This window comes from Undibacterium sp. 5I1 (assembly GCF_034314085.1).
Taxonomy (GTDB): Bacteria; Pseudomonadota; Gammaproteobacteria; order Burkholderiales; family Burkholderiaceae_D; genus Undibacterium.
Map to the genome: position 1 here is coordinate 481,506 of NZ_JAVIWI010000001.1, position 19,026 is coordinate 500,531.

17 protein-coding genes are annotated in these 19,026 nt (G+C 47.4%); 10 read left to right on the forward strand and 7 right to left on the reverse strand.

Annotation, left to right across the window (positions count from 1 at the left end; all coding sequences use genetic code 11):
* Positions 1–242: 242 nt before the first annotated feature.
* Together RGU72_RS02040 and ppk1 are read right to left on the reverse strand one after the other, a co-directional pair.
* Positions 243–725, reverse strand: coding sequence for a SixA phosphatase family protein (locus RGU72_RS02040; protein WP_322118145.1), 483 nt, complete (start codon positions 723–725; stop codon positions 243–245).
* Between the two features lies 1 nt (position 726).
* A complete protein-coding gene (ppk1, locus tag RGU72_RS02045; protein ID WP_322118146.1) occupies positions 727–2,964 on the reverse strand; it encodes a polyphosphate kinase 1 in 2,238 nt (745 codons plus the stop codon).
* Positions 2,965–3,175: 211 nt separating this feature from the next.
* On the opposite strand from ppk1, the gene pstS reads away from it, so the two are divergent.
* From pstS to phoR, 7 genes are all read left to right on the forward strand, one after another.
* Entirely contained in the window at positions 3,176–4,228 is a 1,053-nt protein-coding gene (gene pstS / locus RGU72_RS02050) for a phosphate ABC transporter substrate-binding protein PstS (protein WP_322121540.1), read from the forward strand.
* A 264-nt stretch (positions 4,229–4,492) separates the two neighbouring features.
* Positions 4,493–5,521, forward strand: coding sequence for a phosphate ABC transporter permease subunit PstC (gene pstC, locus RGU72_RS02055; protein WP_416200145.1), 1,029 nt, complete (start codon positions 4,493–4,495; stop codon positions 5,519–5,521).
* A complete protein-coding gene (gene pstA / locus RGU72_RS02060) occupies positions 5,518–6,423 on the forward strand; it encodes a phosphate ABC transporter permease PstA (protein WP_416200096.1) in 906 nt (301 codons plus the stop codon). The genes pstC and pstA overlap by 4 nt, the downstream gene beginning before the upstream one ends.
* A gap of 126 nt (positions 6,424–6,549) precedes the next feature.
* Positions 6,550–7,305, forward strand: coding sequence for a phosphate ABC transporter ATP-binding protein PstB (pstB, locus tag RGU72_RS02065; protein ID WP_416200146.1), 756 nt, complete (start codon positions 6,550–6,552; stop codon positions 7,303–7,305).
* Between the two features lie 72 nt (positions 7,306–7,377).
* Positions 7,378–8,088, forward strand: a complete 711-nt coding sequence (gene phoU, locus RGU72_RS02070) for a phosphate signaling complex protein PhoU (RefSeq protein WP_322118147.1) — start codon at positions 7,378–7,380, stop codon at positions 8,086–8,088.
* Between the two features lie 8 nt (positions 8,089–8,096).
* Entirely contained in the window at positions 8,097–8,786 is a 690-nt protein-coding gene (gene phoB, locus RGU72_RS02075) for a phosphate regulon transcriptional regulator PhoB (protein ID WP_322118148.1), read from the forward strand.
* 302 nt (positions 8,787–9,088) lie between these two features.
* On the forward strand, positions 9,089–10,408 hold the full coding sequence (gene phoR / locus RGU72_RS02080; RefSeq protein ID WP_322118149.1) for a phosphate regulon sensor histidine kinase PhoR: 1,320 nt from the start codon (positions 9,089–9,091) through the stop codon (positions 10,406–10,408).
* Between the two features lie 62 nt (positions 10,409–10,470).
* Here phoR and RGU72_RS02085 read toward each other — a convergent pair whose 3' ends face one another.
* From RGU72_RS02085 to RGU72_RS02095, 3 genes are all read right to left on the reverse strand, one after another.
* Positions 10,471–11,913, reverse strand: a complete 1,443-nt coding sequence (locus RGU72_RS02085) for a hypothetical protein (RefSeq protein ID WP_322118150.1) — start codon at positions 11,911–11,913, stop codon at positions 10,471–10,473.
* 2 nt (positions 11,914–11,915) lie between these two features.
* Positions 11,916–13,217, reverse strand: coding sequence for a prohibitin family protein (locus tag RGU72_RS02090; protein WP_322118151.1), 1,302 nt, complete (start codon positions 13,215–13,217; stop codon positions 11,916–11,918).
* Between the two features lie 162 nt (positions 13,218–13,379).
* Entirely contained in the window at positions 13,380–13,508 is a 129-nt protein-coding gene (locus RGU72_RS02095; RefSeq protein WP_322118152.1) for a hypothetical protein, read from the reverse strand.
* A 79-nt stretch (positions 13,509–13,587) separates the two neighbouring features.
* Between RGU72_RS02095 and RGU72_RS02100 the strand changes: the two genes are divergently transcribed.
* The 3 genes from RGU72_RS02100 to RGU72_RS02110 all read left to right on the forward strand — a co-directional run bounded on the left by RGU72_RS02100 (position 13,588) and on the right by RGU72_RS02110 (position 17,104).
* Positions 13,588–14,292 (forward strand): response regulator transcription factor, encoded by a 705-nt coding sequence (locus RGU72_RS02100; RefSeq protein ID WP_322118153.1) that lies wholly within the window; start codon positions 13,588–13,590, stop codon positions 14,290–14,292.
* On the forward strand, positions 14,292–16,379 hold the full coding sequence (locus tag RGU72_RS02105; RefSeq protein ID WP_322121544.1) for an ATP-binding protein: 2,088 nt from the start codon (positions 14,292–14,294) through the stop codon (positions 16,377–16,379). The genes RGU72_RS02100 and RGU72_RS02105 overlap by 1 nt, the downstream gene beginning before the upstream one ends.
* A 308-nt stretch (positions 16,380–16,687) precedes the next feature.
* Positions 16,688–17,104, forward strand: a complete 417-nt coding sequence (locus tag RGU72_RS02110; protein WP_322118154.1) for a diguanylate cyclase — start codon at positions 16,688–16,690, stop codon at positions 17,102–17,104.
* 29 nt (positions 17,105–17,133) lie between these two features.
* Here the strand turns inward: RGU72_RS02110 and RGU72_RS02115 are convergent, their stop codons facing one another.
* Positions 17,134–17,943 (reverse strand): siderophore-interacting protein, encoded by an 810-nt coding sequence (locus RGU72_RS02115; protein ID WP_322118155.1) that lies wholly within the window; start codon positions 17,941–17,943, stop codon positions 17,134–17,136.
* Between the two features lies 1 nt (position 17,944).
* Positions 17,945–18,721 (reverse strand): PadR family transcriptional regulator, encoded by a 777-nt coding sequence (locus RGU72_RS02120; RefSeq protein ID WP_322118156.1) that lies wholly within the window; start codon positions 18,719–18,721, stop codon positions 17,945–17,947.
* Positions 18,722–19,026 lie beyond the last annotated feature (305 nt).

Below are 19,026 nucleotides of genomic sequence, written 5' to 3' on the forward strand. Positions count from 1 at the left end.
TCACTGTTTGGGTATAGGTTCCTAGCAAAGACTGCCGGGCGCCGTTACTTCTCCTGACAAGATCCAGCGTGTATCGCCGTTTGGAGCCACGTAGTTCACCAAAGGCATTTGTTGCAGTTCCAATGGATAATATCTGTGAATTTAGAACGTCCATTGAAAATGGGGCTTCTGGCGTGATTTCGTGCCAGAAGCCCCATTTTAATTGGACGTCCTATTTTAGAAGTTCCTTTTGGCTATTTCTTTTATTTTATAACCAAGTCCGGCGACATAATCGCCTTCAGATAGGTTTGCAAATCGTCGTCGCCTTCCTCTTTATTCCTCTGCTTTTGGCTAATCCACCAGACATTACCTTTGCGTACTGCGCACTCTTGTTGCATTGGTGCGATCAGACGTGCGGCGACTTGCCCCAGGGTAGGCTGGTGTCCAATGATCAGCACAGGTTCGCGGCTATTTGGCCAGTTGGCGGCTTGTAGCAGGGCGTCTGCATCTGCATCTGGGCCTATCTCATGCAGCACTTTAAACTTGCGGTCGAGTGCTGCCATGGTCTCTCTGGTTCTTACCGTTGGGCTAACCAGGATGCGACAGGTCTCAGGTAAATTACTATCTAACCAATAGGCCATTTTATTAGCTTGTTTAATGCCTTTGCCTGTGAGCTTACGAAAGCTGTCGGGCATCTCTGGCGTTGCTATTTCTGCTTCTGCATGACGCCACAAGATTAGGTCCATTTTATTCGCCCTCTGTTTCAGACAAAGAGCCTAGGCGTTGCATCAGGCTCTGTTGTGCGCAAATAGCGGCCTGTTTTGTGCGGGCTTTTTTGCGGTGATATTCGCCCTCACTGTCTAGCGTCCAGGCGTTGACGTTATCTTTTAAATAGGGATCAAGTCCCTCTGTCATCACCCGTTTTTTCAGGGATTTATCCAAAATAGGGAAGGCAACTTCAATCCGGCGGAATAAATTACGACTCATCCAATCAGCGCTCGCCAGGTACACATCATGTGCCAGATCATTACGGAAATAATAAATGCGGCTGTGTTCCAAAAAGCGTCCGATGATAGAGCGCACCTTGATGTTTTCTGATAATCCCGGCACGCCAGGTCGCAGGGCGCAGGCACCGCGAATGATCAGATCAATTTTGACGCCATCGGCAGAGGCGGCATACAAAGCGCGGATGACGGATTCGTCTAGCAAGGCATTCATTTTGGCGATGATCCGACCAGGCCGACCCGAGCGCGCGATTTTGGCTTCGTTACGGATGGCTTTGATGATTTGTGGTTGTAGGGCAAATGGCGCTAGCCAAAGGTATTCCAGCTTCTTGGGTTTATTTAATCCGGTTAAATGAATGAAGACTTCATTCACCTCAGCCGCCAGTTCCGGGTGGGCAGTGAGCAAACCAAAATCGGTGTAAAACTTGGTAGTCGATGGATGATAATTACCTGTACCCATGTGCGCATAATGGCGCAAGACGCCACCTTCTTCACGCCGTATTACTAATGCCAGCTTGGCATGCGTCTTTAATCCAACCACGCCATACACAACTTGCGCACCAGCTCTTTGCAGTCGGTCCGCCCAGTTGATATTGGCTTCTTCATCAAAGCGCGCCATCAGTTCTACGATGACAGTCACTTCTTTGCCATGACGTGCCGCAGTGATCAGCGACTCCATCAAATCTGAATTCATGCCGGTACGATAAATTGTTTGTTTAATCGCGACGACACTTGGATCGAGTGAGGCTGACCGGATGAAATCAATGACGGTCTGAAACGGTTGGAAAGGGTGGTGCAGCAAAATATCTTGCTTGCCAAGTAAAGTAAAAATATCGTTATGGGTATATTTTGAATTAATCTTGGCAGAGAAGGGCGGGAAGCGCAGGCTAGGTTGCTTGACGTGATCGACTAACTCCGACAAGCGCACCATATTCACCGGGCCATCTACCGGATATAAGCGATCTTGATCTAATGCAAATTGAGATAGTAAAAACTGGGCTAAATCATTAGGGCAGTTTTTGGCAACTTCTAAGCGAACTGCAACACCAAACTGACGACTTTGTAATTCGCCTTGTAAAGCCTGACGCAGATTTTTAATTTCCTCCTCATCAACCCACAAATCGCTATCGCGCGTGACGCGGAATTGTGAATACGCCAATACCTCACGACCATTGAATAAATCGCCGATATGCGCATGAATAACTGAGGATAACAGGCAGAACGATAAGCCTTTGTCCGACAACTCATCTGGCAATTTAATTACACGCGGCAGTACCCGTGGTGCTTTTACGATCGCAATCGCAGTACCCCGACCGAAAGCATCTTTGCCTGCCAGTGAGACGATAAAATTAAGACTTTTATTAACAACCTGCGGAAATGGATGTGCCGGATCAAGGCCGATCGGTGTGAGCAGCGGTTTGACTTCGCGGTCAAAATAGCTTTTCACCCAGGCGCGTTGCGCTTCATTTCTATCGGTATGACGCAATAAATGGATACGCTTGCGTGCCAGTTGCGGCAGGATTTCTTGATTTAATACTTCGTATTGGCGTTTTGCCAGTTGATGGCATTCAGTATTAATGCGCTCCATCATCCCAACAAAAGTCGCATGCTGTGCCAACTCACCATCAATCGTATTTTGCGCTAACAGGCTGGCGACTCTGACTTCAAAAAACTCATCCAAGTTGCTACCGACGATACATAAGTAACGCAATCTTTCCATCAAAGGGATCGTTTTATCTTCCGCCTGCGCCAGTACTCGCCAGTTAAACGCGATCTGTGACATCTCACGGTCAAGGAAGATTGCCGAGCGCGGCAACTCCGTTGGTGCCTGGGGAGTTTGCGTATTGTGGCTTGTCACAATTGGTTTTGCCGGTGGTTTCGGCGGTGTTTTTGCATCATCATGTGGCGTTTCAGGCAAGTCTTCTTCACTGACAGTCACCACTTTTTCCGCTGATGGGTCGGGTAATTTTTGATCTGGCATTTTGCTCGCGTGTCATAGAGACCGTCATATGTAGGTGAGTATATTGTAAAGAGGCAATATGACAAGTTTATGACGGAAAAATACAAACTTTTACCCCATTTCATCTATTATTACAGAATATTAAATGAAGTCATAATCTTGTCATAATTGGATTGTAGAGTTCGCTTCGTACTAAATGGATAGCATCATGTTATTTAACTCAGAGGTGAATATGCAACTCAATCGTATCGTCAAATCTTTAGTGGTTACGCTGGCAGCAGTCGGTGCAACTGTTTCCTTATCTGCCGCGTATGCCGCAGACATGACTGGCGCTGGTGCCACTTTCCCTTATCCAATCTACGCTAAATGGGCAGAAGCCTATAAAAAAGCAACCGGCAATGGCTTGAACTATCAGTCTATCGGTTCTGGCGGTGGTATCAAGCAAATTAAAGCAAAAACTGTCGATTTCGGCGCATCAGATATGCCTTTGAAGTTAGAAGAGCTGGAAGCTGATGGCCTGACACAATTCCCGGCGATTATCGGTGGCGTAGTGCCAGTCGTTAATCTGGACGGTGTTGGCCCAGGTAAGATGAAGATGACTGGTGACGTACTCGCCGGCATCTATATGGGCAAGATCACAAAATGGAATGCACCAGAAATCGTTGCATTGAATCCAGGTATCAAATTGCCAGCAGAAGACATCAATGTTGTACACCGTTCTGACGGTTCCGGCACAACATTCTTGTGGTCTGACTATCTGTCTAAAGTCAATGCAGAATTCAAAACAGTCGTTGGCGCAAGCACTGCAGTCAAATGGCCAGTTGGTTTGGGCGGTAAAGGTAACGAAGGCGTTGCAGCTAACGTACAACGTATCAAAAATTCCATCGGTTATGTTGAGTACGCTTACGTAAAACGTAACAAAATGACCTACACCTTGTTGAAAAATGCGGATGGCCAGTTCGCAGAACCGGATGATGAAAACTTCAAAGCGGCTGCCGCTGGTGCAGACTGGGCAAAAGCACCAGGTATGTATCTGGTGTTGACTAACCAGCCAGGCAAAGTTACATGGCCTATCACTGGCGCATCTTTCATCATTATGTACAAATCCCAAGTAGAAGCTGACAAGGGTAAAGAAGTGTTGAAATTCTTTGATTGGGCATTCAAAAACGGTGGCGCAATGGCTACTGAGTTGGAATATGTATCTCTGCCAGCACCAGTTGTGAAGTTGATTGAAGATAGCTGGAAATCTAAAATCAAAGATGCTTCTGGTAAAGCAATTTGGTAATTAATTTAGTTTGAAGCTACATCATCGGAGCGACGAAGTTACTTTGTAAAACTTCGAAGTTCCGATGATTTTAATCAAGAGTTTTACAGGCACTGTTTGATTTCAGTGCCTTTGTTTAAGTGGCCATGAACAGGTAAGTCAACGCGTAAGTGAACGGATAAGTCAATGGGTCAGACAACCATGTTCATGCCGATCACTTATTAAGCTGCTAGTAAACCAATATGGAAAGCTCCTTCCATGCAGACACAACAACCTCCGATCGCTATGTCAGCCTCCTCATCTACATCAAGCAATCCGCAGCAACATACAACGCAGCCAAGCGCACCGGCAAATCATGCAGAGGTGAATATGGCAGCGGTGATGCGCCGTCAGCAGTGGCAGGATTTTTTATTTCATAAACTGACATTCGGCTTCGCTTTGTTTGTTTTGGTGGTGCTTGTAGGCATCATTATTTCACTCATCATTCGCGCCTGGCCAGCGATGCAAGAATTTGGTTTTGCCTTCGTGACGACGATAGAGTGGGACCCGGTCAATGATAAATACGGTGGTCTAATCGCCATTGTCGGTACTCTGGCAACCTCTATTATCGCCTTGCTGATCGCCTTCCCGGTGAGTTTTGGTATCGCTTTATTTTTAACTGAGATTTGTCCCGCCTGGCTTAAACGCCCGCTTGGTACTTCAATAGAATTATTGGCCGGTGTGCCAAGTATTATTTACGGTATGTGGGGTTTGTTTGTATTCGCACCGCTGTTTTCGGACTATATACAACCAGCATTACACGCAACATTAGGCAAATTGCCTGTGATTGGTGTGATGTTTTCTGGCCCTATGATAGGTATCGGTATTTTGTCTGCCGGTGTGATCTTAGCGATCATGATTATTCCTTTTATCGCTTCTGTCATGCGTGATGTGTTTGAGGTTGTCCCGCCAGTCTTAAAAGAGTCGGCCTACGGTCTTGGCTGTACTAAATGGGAAGTCGTCAGAAAAATCGTTTTGCCTTATACAAAAATTGGTGTAGTCGGCGGTGTGATGTTGGGCTTGGGTCGGGCTTTGGGCGAGACTATGGCAATCACTTTTGTGATCGGTAATGCGCACAAATTATCTTGGTCTTTGTTCGCTCCGGGTAACAGTATTGCCTCTACCTTAGCGAACGAATTTGCCGAAGCAGAGACCGTGTTGCACACATCATCGTTGTTCTTGCTTGGTCTGATTTTGTTTGTCATCACATTTATTGTTTTGGCCGCAGCTAAATTAATGTTGCTTGGTTTGACCAGAAAAGAAGGTGCAAAATGAGCACGAATTCAACCAGTCCTATGACCCTCACTAGCAACGCTTTAAATTCTTCAGCAAATAATCCTGTCTACAAACGTCGTTTGTTGATGCATAGAATCGGTATTACTTTGTCTTCTCTGGCAATGGCATTAGGCGTGTTTTTCCTGATGTGGATTTTGTTCACTTTGCTGATCAAAGGTTTCTCAGCGATTAGCTTAGATATGTTCACAGAAACAACGCCAGCGCCAGGTAGCGATGGCGGCGGTTTGATGAACGCGATTGTCGGTAGTTTTATGATGGTCGGTTTCGCTACTCTGATCAGTACGCCGATTGGTATTTTGGCCGGTATCTACCTCGCAGAATACGGTGATAAAAGCTGGTTTGGCAGCATCACACGCTTTGTGACGGACATTATGTTGTCAGCACCTTCCATCGTCATCGGTTTGTTTGTGTATGCCATCTATGTATTTAATGTTAAACATTTTTCTGGATGGGCCGGTAGTTTAGCGATCTCCTTGATTGCCATACCGGTGGTTGTACGCACCACCGACAATATGCTGGGATTAGTACCAACCAGTTTGCGTGAAGCTGCTTTTGCACTTGGTGCGCCGCGCTGGAAAGTCGCTTTGCTAATCCGTTTGCGCGCTGTTAAAGCGGGTGTCGTTACCGGTATTTTATTGGCAGTTGCCCGTATATCTGGTGAGACCGCACCTTTGTTATTCACTGCATTGAATAACCAATTCTTTAACGGCAATATGAATAAGCCAATGGCCAACTTACCCGTAGTGATTTACCAGTTCGCTATGAGTCCTTACGATAACTGGCGTGACCTTGCATGGGGCGGCGCTTTGCTGATTACATTTAGCGTATTGGGATTGAATATCCTGTCTCGCACGATGTTTAATCAAAAAGTACAAAACTAATTTCTTGGAACCAGCATGATGACAACGCCAATGAGTACAAATATGAATAATGGAATCAACGTAGCTATTAATCCATCGATGAATGCTGGTTTAAATTCATCTTCGAGTGCGACTGCCAGCGCAGATATGAAAATGTCGATAGAAATTTCCGGATTGAATTTTTTCTACGGTGCGACACGTAGTTTGCGTGATATTAATTTGAATATCCATGACAAAAAAGTGACTGCATTTATCGGTCCTTCTGGTTGCGGTAAATCGACTTTATTGCGCACTTTAAACCGTATGTACGATCTGTATCCAGGCCAGCGTGCCGAAGGCAAGATTATGTACAACGGTAAGAATATTTTAGATGCCGATCAAGACATCAATCTTTTGCGCGCCAAAGTTGGTATGGTGTTTCAGAAGCCGACACCGTTCCCGATGTCGGTGTATGACAACATCGCATTCGGTGTTCGCTTGTATGAAAATTTGTCCAAAGGTGAGATGGATGAACGGGTTGAATGGGCATTGAAAAAAGCAGCATTGTGGACCGAAGTTAAAGACAAGCTCAATAAGAGCGGTCTGAGTTTATCTGGTGGTCAGCAACAACGTTTGTGCATCGCACGCGGCGTATCAGTGAAGCCAGAAGTCTTGTTGCTGGACGAACCAACCTCGGCGCTGGACCCGATTTCTACCGTCAAGATTGAAGAATTAATTCATGAGTTAAAGCAGGATTACACCATCGCGATTGTGACGCACAACATGCAGCAAGCAGCGCGTTGCTCTGATTACACGGCGTATATGTATTTGGGCGAATTGGTGGAATTTAGTGAGACCGATCAGATATTTATGAACCCGGTCAAAAAAGAAACACAGGATTACATCACGGGTCGTTTCGGCTAACTGCACGCGTGGATATAAAGTAAAAAACTAAGTTAAAAACTAAGTAAGAAATTGCAAATTTAGGAGTAGACCGTGATAGGTGAACATTCTTCAAAACAATACGACAATGATCTGGAAACGATACGTTCCAAGGTCTTGATGATGGGCGGTTTGGTTGAAAACCATTTCCATGATGCGATGTCGTGCTTCCGTACTGGTAATGCAGATCAGGCAGAACTGGTAATCAAATCTGATCTGGAAGTGAATCGCCTTGAGGTATTGCTGGATGATATGTGCAGCCACCTCATCGTCAAGCGCCAGCCTGCTGCGAACGATCTGCGCACTGTCATGGCGACTGGCAAAGTGATCACGGATCTGGAGCGAATTGGCGATGAATCGACCAAGATCGCACGGATTGCCAGAGATGCTGCGGCCAATCGTAAATCCGTTGCCATCTTCAGTGGTTACGAGACCGTGCGTGTGTTGGCCAGTGGCGTAGGTGAAATGTTGCATCAGGCATTGGATTGCTTTGCCCGTCTGGATGGCGAGCAGGCAGTACGCCTGATTGCCCAAGATGCGATTGTGGATAACGATTTCCGTTCCATCATGCGTAATCTGATTACCTTCATGATGGAAGACCCAAGCACGATTTCATCCTCGCTGGATGCCCTGTGGGTTGCCAAAGCGATTGAACGTATTGGTGATCATTCTAAAAATATCGCTGAGCACGTGATCTATATTATCGAAGGCAAAGACATCCGCCATTCCGACTATGTAGCGACCAAACAAGAGCAAAATAACTAATCTAAATTATGGCTGCTGATAAGACAACAATCCTCATTGTGGAAGACGAACCAGCGATTGTCGAGCTGGTTACTTTTACACTCCGTGCTGCTGGCTGGAATACCTTTGCTGTAAATAACACGGCAGAAGCATGGGAATTTATTCAACGCAGAACACCACAGTTGATTTTGTTGGATTGGATGCTGCCTGACCAGAGCGGTTTGCGACTGTTGTCTAAAATTCGTGCTGACCGCAACTTCAATGAGATGCCGGTCATCATGTTGACCGCCAAAAGCATGGAAGAAGACAAAATTGCTGGCCTGGATCATGGCGCAGATGACTACGTCACTAAACCGTTTTCTCCGCGTGAGCTGACTGCCCGTATCAAAGCCTTGTTGCGTCGTAAGAGTCCAGAACATGCACAAAGCGCATTGGCTGCGGGCCCAGTGATACTCGATCCGGTAAGTTGCACGGTCAAAATTGATGAGCAAAAAGTCGATATCGGGCATGCAGAATATAAGCTGCTAAAGTTTTTTATGGCGCATCCGGAACGCGTTTTTTCCCGTAGCCAATTACTCGACAAAGTCTGGGGCGACCATGTCGTGATTGAAGAGCGTACTGTCGATGTGCATGTACTGCGTTTGCGTAAAGTATTGAAAGAGGCCGAGTCCTTGATAAAAACGGTACGTAGCGTCGGTTATATGCTGTCAGAAAAATAGTCAGGGCTATAGTCAGAGCGATAGTCAAAACTGTAGTGTGCTTTAGAAGCAGCAATCTCGATATTCTGGCAATAGACTAAATAACTCATATACTCCCCATAAAATTTTTAAAAACTGCCGTATTGTCTCGGTTTTACTTGGACAACTAATATATACAGGTATGGAGTATATTATTTATCATAGGCGTTATTATCTGATTGACGCCGTTTCTCCAGCGTAGTTCTCGATTTTTAGTAGATGATTCAGTAATTGATTTTGCATCTCGCTTTGCATCTTATTTAGCATCTTATTTAGACCATTTAATGCATCCTCATCTCGTATTCTGGATTTCCGCCATAGTGCGTATGATCGTCGTTTTATTGACCGCCGCGGTCGGCTGGTTTTTCTGGGGGGCAGTGCCTGGCTTGTTGCTCGGTCTGGCTGGAATGATAGGTTTGATTGGTATCCAGTTATTTTATTTACTGCGACTCTCTGACTGGCTGGACAACCCAAATACGGTTCGGCTGCCCGATGGCTGGGGTGCATGGACTGACGTATTTTCTCGTTTGTATCGCCTGCGCCGTGGCGATGAAAAAAACCAGGCTGAACTGGCAGAGTGGCTGGCGCGCTTTCGCCAAGCCATGACTTTGTTGCCGGATGGTGTGGTCATCATGGACGACGTACTATTTTTGGAATGGTGTAATCCCGCGGCGGAGAGCCATCTTGGTCTGAGTCTGCGACAAGATAAAGGGATGCGAATTACCAATCTGGTACGCAGCCCGGAGTTTATGGACTACATCATTTTGGGTCGCTATGACTCGCCGCTGACCTTGTCTTTCCGCGAGCGCAAGCTGATCGTCCACATTATCCCGTTTGAAAATCGCCGGCAAATTTTGGTCACGCATGATGTGACGGAGTCCGAACGTATCGACATGATGCGGCGCGATTTTATCGCCAACGCCTCGCACGAATTGCGTACACCGCTGACCGTGATTAACGGCTTTCTGGAGATTGCCTCTATGCAGCCGGATCTGGATTCCAGCATCCGCATGTCACATCTTAAATTGATGGCAGAGCAGGGCGAACGCATGCAGCGTCTGGTTGAGGATATGTTGACCTTAACCCGTCTGGAATCGATCGATTATCCTATGCGCCCGGAGCGCATTGACATGCGCGCGATGCTGGAACAAATCTTAAAAGAAGCACATGCCTTATCTGCCGGACGGCATCATATTAGTCTGGAATTTAATGGCTCGGATTTATTAGGCAGCAATGATGAAATCCGTAGCGCGCTAACCAACTTAGTCACCAATGCCATTCGCTATACGCCAGAAAATGGCGAAATCAAACTGATCTGGAAAAATCAAACCAACGGTCAGGGTCAGAAATTTATCGTGCAAGATAATGGTATCGGTATCAGCAACGACCACATCTCCCGGCTGACCGAGCGTTTTTATCGTGTCGATAAAAGCCGTTCCCGCGAGACCCAGGGCACCGGTCTTGGCCTAGCCATTGTGAAGCATGTATTGCTGCGCCATAAAGGCCATCTGGTGATCGAATCTACGCCGAATGTCGGTAGCAAGTTCTGCGTACAATTTCCGGCATCAGCAAGTGTGGCGCATGAGGATGGCTTGTTCCAGTAATCGATTTGATGAAATCACGATCCTTGTTTTGCAGGGATCGTGAACTCTTAAAACTCATTCCATCACCGCAAACTAATCGTCTGCTTTTTCCATACCGGATCTTGCCAGCGATAAAACAGACTTAAAGAGCTTGGCTTATCTGCCGATTTTTCTGTTTGTAAAGACTCCATACTGATTAATTCAAAACTGCGTTTGTAGCGACCATCGATTCTGGCTTCGCGTGCGACCAGTATTTTTGTCGTGCCAGGTACCCAGCCGGCAAACTCTGCATAACCCAGATCGGGGTCGCTATTGGCTGGTGGCAGTACGTCAATCACCCAGTCCTTGCCGGTCTGGTGGAATAGCCACATTTCGCGCCAGGTATCCATCGGTTGCACCGCCAAAGTCAGCGCAGTAGCTTGTGCGTTCGGCCGTGCTGATGCGGTCCATACCAGACTATAAGTACAGCGCTGTACCAGCGGTGCTTTTACGTCATGCTTTGCATCGACCAAGGCAACACAAGTCTCGCCGGGTTGGCCAGCAGTTGTGACGATATGCAGGCTTTTTCCATCTGTCTGAGTACTGGTCGGTGCCGCTACCGGTGTCGGCTCCGCCGCCCAACGCATACTGCCTGTACGTACGCCTGCATCGGCATAACTATTCAGATCGTCGTCACTCATTTCGCTCTTGTTCACGGCGGCTAATTCTGTCAATGCGCGGGTCGCTGCCGGTTGGCTGTTATCGCCTTTACGTTGATGTTGGAAAGCGATGCTGGACCAGACACCGGCACGGCGCATATGAATACGATTTTTCATATACTCTGGCAACTCGCTGATATCAACACGATCCAGTACGTCGGCGCGCCATAGATCAAGACTATTGCGCTCGGTTGGACGCATCACCGGATCGATGCAATCAGCACGTGTCAGCGCCAGCGCTGCAGTGGCTTTTTGCGTTTGATTTGCACTCATTGCCAGTACGCGGCGGAAGGCTTCGCCGTCATAGCAAAGTTGGATACGGCCATCACGTTCTACACCTTTGAGATTAACGCCGTAATAAGCGGCGACCTCTAAGTGGGCAGAAATTTGCGCCTCATTTGGTTTGATTGTTGCACCAAGCGCTTTGTTCGATGCACGTCGTGCCAGACGCTCTGCCATTCCACCCAGCGCATCAAAAGCTTCTGCATTAATCGTCTGTGCTGGTGCTGCTTTTAAAAAGGCCGCGGTATAGGCAATACCCAATGCCTCTGCACCTGGCGTATCACGTAAAAACCGGACGACAGACAATAATTCTGGTGCGTCGTCTGGCTTCATCGATACCATTCTGACTTGACTGGCTTTGATATAACCTGCGCGTTCGCGGCGGTGATCATAGACTTGCAAGTAATCGAGTTTTTCACCGCGGATTTCCAGACTATCGCCTTGCCATAATACGGCTTGCTGTTGTCCGCTATCTTTCGGTGAGGCGCGCAACTGCGCCTGATCCTGGGTCACAATCGCGATTAAAGTGATGGCAGTAGCTAACATGATTATTGGCTTTCTTCTGTCGTGTTGGTCGGTGTTGTCGTCTGTAAGTGCGCTTGCTGATTTTTACCGATACCCAATAAGGCCGATCCGATAAAGCCGCCATCTGCAGGCGGCGGCGCGATGATGACGGAAATTTTGTCGGACAATTTATCCGCCATGGTTTTTTGTATCAGTAATGGATGTTTCGTCAGCAACGCGCCATCTCGCTCTAACTGTGCACTGGCGACTTTACCGACCAGATCTTGACGATAGGCTTCTGCATCCGCTAGTTTACGGCGTGAATCTGCTTCGCCGGAGGCTTCGATAATACGGGCTTGCGCTGTCCCTTCAGAGGTTTTGATGCGAGAGATTTTTTCTGCTTCGGCCTCTAACTGTCTTTGTTCGATTTGTTTTTGCTTAAATGGCAGTACATGCTTCATCGCTTCTTCTTGCGCTTTGGCGGCAATGATTTGTTCGCTGGCAGCTGCCTCTGCATTTTTTTCACGACGGATTTTTTCTGCATCGGCTTCTAAGGATGTTTGCTGAACCTGCTTACTTTTTAGTTCTAGGGTGTAGCGCATTTTTTCACTCTCTAACTCTTCTGCTAGCAGCTTTTCCATGCCTGCTTTATAGTCTTCTGGTAAATCAACTTTGCCTACCATCACGCTACGCAGAACGATGCCATCTGCCGCCAGTTTGGGCTTGAGTTCGGCCTCGATTAATTGCTGGATTTCTTGACGTTTGCTAGAGAAAATTTCACGCACGGTGTAACGGGTAAAGGCTTTATAGATCACGCCTTGTACGGCGGGTTCAACAATTTCACCATTGATGTCGCGCGGTAGATTTTTGCTCATACTGGTTAATTTGGCCGGGTCCAGGACATAACGCACAGTCAGGTCAACACCAAGTGACAAGCCCTCTACCGACTGGAATGGCGCTTCACCATTGGCCTTAGCACTTTTCACAGGACGATAGATTTGATCGAGTAAGGAGTAGCGACGTAATTCATGAATGCCAGGGATGACCATGGCGGTGCCAGCCCGCAATTCTTCTGATACGCCGGTGAATTGGTTGATCCGTATGCCGACTTCACCACGTTCTATGGTTTGTGCAGGCGGATGCTTGACGACGACGTAACCAGTAGCGCCTATCGTTGCCAGAATCAACAAACGTTTGATGATTTTGCCGCCATGTGTTTTGACACCGCTTGTGATGACATTGCCTGCACCATTCGCAATCCCGCCGGATGTATGGAACACGCCGGATGCGCCCTTGGATAATGCGGAACGGATAGCTTGCACGATAGTTTTGATACGGTCAGACATGGCATTCTCCTGTGAGTGGCTTGTGTACTAAATGGGTACTAAATTTGTACTAAATTTGTACTAAATGAGTGCTGAATAGGTACTGAGCTTGCTGTGGGCGCCGCGTTTATTTGCTGCTGTTCCCTGAGACACATCATGCGACTAGCTGCGCGGAAGAATCAACTAGGCAGCCGTGCCAGTATCTTCATCGCACCAGAGCGCTTGCTCCTTCAGCGGAATCGACGGAAGGCCGTGTGAGTAAAAACTCACAGCCAGAGGTATGACTTTTGTGCTGAAAGCGTGGATACTCATGTGATTGGATTTTGATTGAATTTTGATTAAATATGATCGACTAACAACATACGTCAGCAGACAGCAAGAGAGGTAGAACATGGTAAAAGTAGCCGTCATCGAGGACGATCTCCCAACCAGTAACCAACTTAAATCCTGGATAGAATCCGCCAAGCCCGGCATTCAGGTAGATCAATGGTTTAGTCGTGACGATGCAGAAGCCGCGCTAGCGCGTGAGACCTATGATCTGGTCGTGCTCGACATCGAGCTGGGACGCGAACGTCATGCCGGTGTTGCCATCATCAATGTGATTAACAAAAGTCAGGCGACGCCCGTCCTGGTGGTGTCAGCCATGCCCGCCACGATTTATCGCAGTATTATGAAAGCCTTAGACGCCTGGGATTATTTACAAAAGGCGACCTTTGAAGAAGTTGATTTCATCGACACTTTTCTGGAGATTTTGCGTGCTGTCAAAGAGCGTAAGCAACATAAAGACAATGGCAAACAAGTCGAGGTGGTTGATGAGTTAGCGATGGACCCCTTGCGTCAGCGTAGTCCGATCTGGCGTGGTCAGCGGATTAATTTGCCACTGACAGCACAACGGATTTTGGCCGCTTTATTTGCCAGTCGCGGCCAAGTCGTGTCTTACGACGATTTATATGAAGTCGTTAAAAGTGGACGTAACCGTGACAATATCCGTAAACATGTCAGCACCATCCGAGATGCCTTCCGCGAGATTGATCCTGAATTTGAAGGTATAGAAAACGTACCGATGCGCGGTTTCCGTTGGGTGGACGCTAAGTGATGAGATCGCTCTTTTCTGCACTGGCACCGTTCCGGCTACGGTTATTATTTCGTACGGCATTTTTACTGCTGGCAATTGCTACTGTGGCTTTAGCAGTCTCAGTTTTGCAGCAAGAAAAGCAGCTCAGCTATAAAAATTATCAGCATAGTTTTGCTAAAACACGTGAGCAGATTTTATCCACCTTGCGCCATCCGGCGGGACAATTGGCGTTACTCAATCCACCCGCAGAAAAGGGTAGCGATGGTTTGCATCCTTTGCTATTACCATTTTCTGCGCTGGATTTTGATGATCAAAATAAGGTGCAGCAAGCAGTAGCGATGTCCGGTTGTTTGGTGCAATACGGCACGACAGGATCGCTCTGTTTAGGCATAGGGAATAATCCCTGGGCTGGCGGCTATATTTATGTTGCAGGTAGTTTTAATAGCGCTGATCTGGTCTCGCATCAGCGTGGTGATGAGAGCCTTGCCCAAGCACACAGAATGCGCGTTAGCGTCAGCCTGCGTGGACAAACTTACCAATGGATTGCTCCGTTTGAAAAAATGCCGGATGCTGGCAAAAAATCGATTAGCCAACGTGGATTAAGTGGAAGGTTAACTGGATTCTGGGCGAGCGAAGCAGACAAGCCCAACGCGCGACCGGTCAAAGAATTTCGTGGTTGGATTTGGCAAAATGCGAATTGCAATCAGGCTGAACTAGATGATCAGGACAGCACTTGCAGCAAGACCTCCTTCTATTCATTGCGTCTGCCGATCGCTGTCTGGCAAGACGCCTTGTTTGAGAAAAAACGTCCGGTCTGGCCGCCTGAGGATTTAGATCAGGTGAAGGTCAAAATCGCCGTTCTTGCGCCGGATCAAGGTCCCGGTTCGATACCCGAAATTTTGTTTGATAGTGAGAATGGCACACCAACGCCGCCGTTTTCTCTAAGAGATTTACAAACTCAATTACTACCTGGTGAGACCGTGCGCATACGCAAGCTGACCGGTGGCAAAGAGCTGGTGAATCTGAATGCCCAGGTCGAGCAAGAGAATGAGTCATGGAATTTGTTGACTCGACTGATCCGTCGTTTGCCAGTAGATGACTACGACACACCTTTAGAAAGCAGCGACCAGATCACCACTGCGCTAGATACCTATGAGGTTGTACTCAAGGGTGATCTGCGCAGTGTTAGCAAAAGTCTGGCGGTAGTTGCAACACGGGTGTCCTGGTTTGTCGGTGCGATGTTGCTGGCACTTTTTCTCACTTGGTTGGTGATGGAGATCAGTATTATCCGGAAAATCACGGTGCTGACTAAACGCGCTGCTTCCCTTTCAAAAACGGTTAAAGGTGCTGGCGGTTTGCAGCAATTTGAGCTCGGTGATTTACGTGGTGATGATGAATTAGGCGTGCTGGCAAGTTGTTTGCACGACTTGTTGCGGCGGGTTAAAGAAGATGTTGAGCGCGAAGGTATTCGCGCAGAACAAGAGAAGCAAATGTGGCACGCGGTCGGGCACGAGATTATGTCCCCTTTGCAATCACTGATGGCTTTACACGGCGCGGCAGATGACCAGAGCAGCCGCTATATTCATCGCATGCAACAAGCGATACGCGTCCTGTATGGCAACGCCTCGCCGAGTGAGGCTTTTCAATCGACTGAATTGCAAGTGACCAGTATCGACATCAGCGCTTTTCTGCATAACGTTGCGGGTAACGCGCCTTGCGTCGGCATACAGCAAGTAGAGTTTATCGGTGGAGATCAGGCAGTTATGGTCAGAGCAGATGATTACTCACTAGAAGATGTGGTGACCCATGTACTGCGAAATGCTGACCGGTACCGCCTGCCTGGCAGCGCGATTACCCTCAACTTACAGATCAGCGAAACCGCAGCTACGATCACGATCCACAATGCCGGCCCGCATATTGCAGACGATATGCTGGATAAGATTTTTGAGTACGGCGTCTCAGATCAGCAAGATTCCGCTGCCAATGGCAATCGTGGTCAAGGTTTGTTCGTCGCAAAAACCTATATGGCAAAAATGGGTGGAACGATCAGCGCCCAAAACACCGCGGAAGGCGTAAGCTTTGTGCTGAGTTTGCAGCGAGCGGATTGATTGGCTTAGTGAATTTGCTCAGGGGCGTCATTCCAGCGAAGGCCGGAATCCAGTGTCCTGCCAAGCTAGCTTATCTGCCAGGCGCTCAAGAGTAATTATCTGTTTTAGTCTTAGATTAATTAATATACTGGGATAGTGTATATTTTAATAGTCCATATAAAGTATGGACAATAAAGCATATTTTATAAAAATAATGGGGAGTATATTAAACTGAGCTTTTCCATTAGGCGCACCCAATGCGCTGTCATCATCCTAAATCCTAATGGAAATTCCCGGTGAATACTCTCATTTCACGGACAACAAAAATCATGATTAATGCACTTAACCATATCAACATCAAAGCACCGTCTGCATTACTGGAGCGTGTCCGCGATTTTTATTGCAGCGTTCTGGGTTTGCAAACGGGTTTCCGGCCAGCGTTTCAATCGCATGGTTATTGGTTATATGCAGGCGATAGCTGCATGATCCATTTGTCTGAGTTGACGGAATTTATTCACAACGACAGTGACGCGATGGCGGTAGTAGGGACGACTCTTGGTACCACCACTGGATACCTGAATCATGTCGCCTTCGCTTGTCAGGATTTGTCGCAGAGCAAAGCACAGCTAGAATTGTTTGGCGTTTCTTACACAGTTAAAACCGTACCAGAGACCAAACAAACACAACTGTTTTTGATTGATCCTGCTGGCGTCGGTATCGAGCTGAATTTTTCTGAGCTGGCTTAATCTGGACTCAATTTTTGACTCGATTGAGCTTACTCATCATGTGTCTGGTGATGTTCACTAGCACCACGTTTCCAATAGCTGGCTGCGTGTATATGCGCTTTTTCTAAACGGGTTTCTTGTAAAAGATACCGACGCAAGGCCTGTACATTGCCTAACTCGGTGGCGATCCATGCATAGCCTTCACCCGCCGGCAAGTTAAGGGTTTTTAAAGTGGTTAAGAGTTGATTGCTTTGTCCAGTTACGTCGCTTTGTAGCCAATGAATTTGTGTCTGCGCGCCTTGCGTTAAAGTGATTTTGTCGCTCAGGTCTGCAACTTCGACCAACACGATTACTTGCGCATCCGGTGGTAATTCTTCTAACCGGCGGGCAATAGCGGGTAAGGCAGTTTCGTCGCCCATCAATAAATACCAGTCAAAATCAGCTGGCACCACGCGTGAACCACGTGGGCCGCCGACACCCACGGTTTGTCCGGGTTTGGCTTGCGCTGCCCAGTTTGATGCGGGGCCGTCATCGTGTAAGAAAAAATCAATATCCAGCTCTTTACTCGCAGCATCAAAGCGACGCGGCGTGTAGTGTCTGCCGATCACGTTCGTATTGTTATTGTTGGCATTTTGCCCAGCCCCAGGTAATTGCGGCAGAGCGGGTTGATCACTTCCAACGGCAGGGAAAAACAATTTCATGTGGTCGTCATGCGCCGCAGTTGTAAAACCATCCAGCGCCTCGCCAGTCAGCGTGATTCTGAGCATGTGTGGCGATAGTTTTTCGGTGCGTAACACCGTCAATAAACGCAGTTTGAGGTCGTGCCGTATTTTTAGAATTTGATGTGGTGTTTGAGTCATATTATTGTTCTTTCATTTTTAAGTCCGCTTCTGAGTTTGAGTCAGAAATAATGCTGTTCGCCGTTTGTTCCAGCAAGATTGCAACGCGGTCAGCTTCGGCCGCATTCCAGCTACCACGTCGCAGCATTAATGCATGCTTTAGGGTATGCATGGCCTGATGTACTCGCTCTGGTAATGACTGTTTAGCCTGGACTTTGGCAAACATGTCTAGGCGTGCCAATACGCCATTCACTTGTGCCCGATTGGCATCAAGATAATCGCGTCCAATCGCCGTAATCGTGTACAGACGTTTGTTACCGGTCGCTGGAACGCCGCTACTGGTACCTGAGCTATCTGCTGAATTGACCGACACATTAATTTGCGAATTGACCTGATCCTGCTCTTCCAATAAGGTTAAGGTCGGGTAGATCGCGCCTGGGCTTGGGGCATAAGCACCACCGCAACGTTCTTCAATTGCCTTGATGATTTCATAGCCGTGACGCGGGCTGATTTCTATCAATGCCAAGACGATTAAAGGCAAATCGCCACGACCGAAGACGCGCTCTGCGCGTTCACCGCGCCCACGCCCGCCGCCTCCACCACCACCACCACGCAAGCGACCATGCCCACCGCCTGCCTCGTCATCAAAAGCGTCATCGCCTATGCCGGCAAAATATTGTGGGTGGTTATGCTCATGAGCAAAATGTCTTTCGCCATGTCTATGATGTCCGTGGTGTTCGTGGGAGCCATGACGTTGGTGATGATTGTGTTCTGAATGAGTATGATGATGATTTTTCATGATTTATAGATATATCTTTAGTGTAAAACTGTATGATATATCGTTAACTGATTAAGTCAAGGACAGATTTTTGAAAAAATCAGAAATTTTCTTCTTTAATCAAAAATAAAAAAATACAGCAATCTAAGCCTGAGGCGTAGCCAGGAGCTAAACCGGTGTAGACGCTTAATCGTGGGATGGGGACTTATCAGCAAAGCCAATTTGCTGTTCTGCTAATCATTTCAAAATTAGTTGATCAGCCATGAATGCATAGTTTTACCAAAGCCGAGTGTGTATGATGGGAAACTTATTTAGGTAGTTCATAG